We start from the raw sequence: 3508 nt of genomic DNA, 5'->3' as shown, positions 1-3508 counted from the left end.
CTTACTTTCAAATTCTATTTTATATATTTATCATATAGATAATTTTTACATACTATTATTTTAATTTTTTTCATTATTACTTTTTAACATTATAATTTTGGAGTTTTTAGGGTTAGTTTTACTAATTTATTATAAGATGAACTCCCATCAAGTATATTCTTATATGTGCTTATCCAATAAGGTATTAATCCTTCTCTATTAGCTACTGATCGTTAAATATGAAAACTATTTCTATACTTCTTTGAACATAAAAAGAACATGTTCTGCATCTGAAAAACCATTTTCCCTGTAAAATTTCGGTGCAGGCGTAAAACAATTTGTTGTTAATGTAAAACCTGCTAAGTTGTTCTCTTTAATATATTTTTCAATTACACTTAATAACTCTGTTCCATATCCCTGTCTTTGAAGTTCAGGAGATATAAACATTTCATCAATGAAAATCTCATTATTGTTCCACCAAATTTTTTCATGGCAGAGTATAGCACCTTTGATTTCGTCGTCTATCCATACTGTATATCCAATGAATTTTTTGCATTCCACATAATCCATCAAATAGTCTTTTGCTGTATCCAATGACCAACAACATTGCCAAAGCTCATTATTATATACTGACATCATAATCTCTGCACATGCAGTCAAATCTCTTAATTCAAACTTTTTTAACTTCATTTTATCCTCCTTAAATAATGGAGGGTTAAAATATAGTCACCCTCCAGGCTCTATTTATTTTGCTATTTATACTTCTTTTCATATCAAATCACCATTTCAAAACAAATTTTATTGCATCATAGAAAACATATGTTGTAGCTTATTTAATCAAATATATATTTATTTTATAATAATTATACTTTAAGTAATGTGTAAATTATATTTTACACATTATTGTATTATTTTTATTTATTACTTTTTAACCTATTTGTTGTAACTTTTTCATCCACCAATCTTTATCAAAATATATGGTTTTAACTGGAACCATAACGATATATTCACTGTTAATTTCTATAATCTCAGATGTTCCTGTGTATGCTAAATCTATATATAGGTTAAACGGTTTAACCTTTCTTTGCACTATATCTTCAAACTCACTAATATATTCATATATTCTTTCATTACCAAATACTTCAAAATACGAAAGGGCATTTTTGCCTCCACCAACCATTTCCCACCATTCTATAAATGGTTGCCATGAATTTTTACAGTATTCTCTTAATTCACAATATGGAAATTTAGAGAAATTAGGGGGATTGAACCTATTATTATCTAAATCAAACTCTTGTTTTAAGATTACTTTTTCCCCCCTATCATTAATCATAGAATTAAACCATTCATTCCATTGTTGTTTTAGTAAAGATAATAATTCCGTCCTTTTATTAATTTCACATTTATAAGGCCAAAGTCGATTATTACCTATTCCTTTAACATCATCTATTAATCCATATAGACAACCAGTAAAAAGAGCAAAATTTAATGACAAATCACTAGATACTGTGATTTTCCAAGATTCAATTTCCTTTTTACACATACTAATTCTCCTTACACTTTAGTTCATCATATTTTATTATCTTGATTTTGTTTATGGTAATTATATTTTGTATTTTGAACCCAACTCATCACTAATAAACGTAAACCAATTTTGTTTTGCATCACATTATTCAATTTTTTTAAAGTATCATTTGTATTTCTATTTTTAATAATTACGTCACAAATTAAATTGTGACATAAAAAATAACTCTAAAAACTATAACTTTCATTAATCACTATTAATTTAAAGTCTTTTTTCTCTAGAAGATAACTCTACCCATACTGGTATAAATCCTGATTTAATAGCAACACCTTGAGAATATATATTAGATTCAATAGTACCATAAAACGGAATTTTCCCTCTCTTCATAATTTCATTTTTTAATAAAGAAACTAAATTTGTTGCTATCCCTTTTCCACGGTATCCTTCCATAACATTAATGCCAATCTGCCACATATCTTCACAATCACGGCTTGCACCTGCCATACCAATGATTTCATCTCCATTTAAAGCAGCAATACCTAAAACATCTGGATGATTATCATCAAAACCAAAAGCTTCATCAAATCTATCATCATTTTCAAATTGAATAATATCATCCTGCTCATACCATCTAATATCTGTGATAGGCTCTACATCTTCTAAAGTTGCTAATGGTAAATAAAAATGATGAATATCAGCTATTTCATGTCCAACCCCTTCAAGCATTCTGTCTATGTTCTTAAGTACCGGAATTAGAAATAACCAATTAGCATCATAATCATCTAATTTTTCTTGAAACCAAGGCATAATCTCTGGTGTAGTAGAAACTACAGCCCTTCTTCCGAAACAAAGAATTTTAAGTGAACACCGATCATTATCATAGATTCTTCTTCCTACTTTATGTTGTTTCTCAACTACAGTATTTTCAATCTTTTCTAAATCATCAATATCACAGCTAAAATCTAAAGCTAGTTGTTTCTTAGCAATATTTAATATCTCATTTTTAGTAAACATAAATTTTCTCCTATTTATTTTTATCATACTTTTTAAACAATATATTTCTATTAAATTAATTTTATTTGCTCTACAAATTGGAAATTGGAAGTTGTAATAGTGTTATCTACTCATTCATACTATCAACAAACTCTTTGGGTTTAATGGTCATCTCCACCCATGCAGGGCAAAATCCACTCTTTATTGCATTGCGTACCGATTTAACATTTGACCATGCGCAACAATAAAATGGTACTTTCCCTTTAGCTAGAATTTCTATGGCAAGCCTACTAGTCAATGCTGATGCAATTCCCTGACATCTTACGTCTGGCAAAACGTCAACACCGATTTGCCACATTGTTTCACAATCTGCCGAACAGCCTGCTAAACCCACTAGTTGGTTATCTTTATATGCTCCGACACCTAATACATCTAACTGCTTTCTTGACTCGCATAATGCATTTGACCACTGTGGCAAATATAAATCAACAAAATCTTGCTGTTCTAACATTCTCAACTCATACTTGCATTTTTGAGCAGACAACTCATTAAGGTCAGGTAGAAAATATTCTGCCATAAAACAAACTTGCATACCATATTTTGTGAACTCATTGTTCAATACATACATATTAGGTGTTTCAAAACAGTGTTCTACTTGATATTTGCTTATATAGTTCTCAACAATATTTTTATATTCCATTTGAATTGAAGCTACTATATTTTGTCCGTAAGAAATTAAATTGCACGCAAGCGGTAACTCTAGGTATCTTCTTGCATTTGAATTTTTTATAGACTCAACAATCACACTATCTTTACCCTTAAAGTCATCAATTTTACAATTTGCATCTATAGCTGACTGTTTCATTGCAATCTCTAAAATATCTTTATTTGTCATATCCTATCACCTCTACAACTTCTTATTTACAGGATATGTTTTTCCTGTATTAAATTTATCTCTTACCTGATTTAATGAATGCTATTAATTTATCTGCATCATCAAAATCATCATAA

General features: G+C 29.0%; 4 protein-coding genes. All 4 read right to left on the bottom strand.

Annotated elements, in window-relative coordinates:
- Positions 1-231: 231 nt before the first annotated feature.
- The 4 genes from AZI32_RS16810 to AZI32_RS16795 all read right to left on the bottom strand — a co-directional run bounded on the left by AZI32_RS16810 (position 232) and on the right by AZI32_RS16795 (position 3362).
- Positions 232-669 carry a GNAT family N-acetyltransferase gene (locus AZI32_RS16810; RefSeq protein ID WP_061997090.1) on the bottom strand — a complete coding sequence of 146 codons (438 nt, stop codon included), beginning with the start codon at positions 667-669 and terminating at the stop codon, positions 232-234.
- 238 nt (positions 670-907) lie between these two features.
- On the bottom strand, positions 908-1522 hold the full coding sequence (locus AZI32_RS16805) for a hypothetical protein (RefSeq protein ID WP_061997088.1): 615 nt from the start codon (positions 1520-1522) through the stop codon (positions 908-910).
- A gap of 243 nt (positions 1523-1765) precedes the next feature.
- Positions 1766-2518 carry a GNAT family N-acetyltransferase gene (locus AZI32_RS16800; RefSeq protein WP_061997086.1) on the bottom strand — a complete coding sequence of 251 codons (753 nt, stop codon included), beginning with the start codon at positions 2516-2518 and terminating at the stop codon, positions 1766-1768.
- A gap of 106 nt (positions 2519-2624) precedes the next feature.
- Positions 2625-3362 (bottom strand): GNAT family N-acetyltransferase, encoded by a 738-nt coding sequence (locus tag AZI32_RS16795; RefSeq protein ID WP_345968966.1) that lies wholly within the window; start codon positions 3360-3362, stop codon positions 2625-2627.
- Positions 3363-3508: the final 146 nt, after the last annotated feature.

The organism is Clostridium sp. ATCC 25772 (assembly GCF_001573875.1).
In the GTDB taxonomy this organism is placed as follows: Bacteria; Bacillota; Clostridia; order Clostridiales; family Clostridiaceae; genus Clostridium_J; species Clostridium_J senegalense.
Note: the sequence above shows the minus strand (reverse complement) of the source record. Positions and strands in the feature narration are given on the sequence as shown.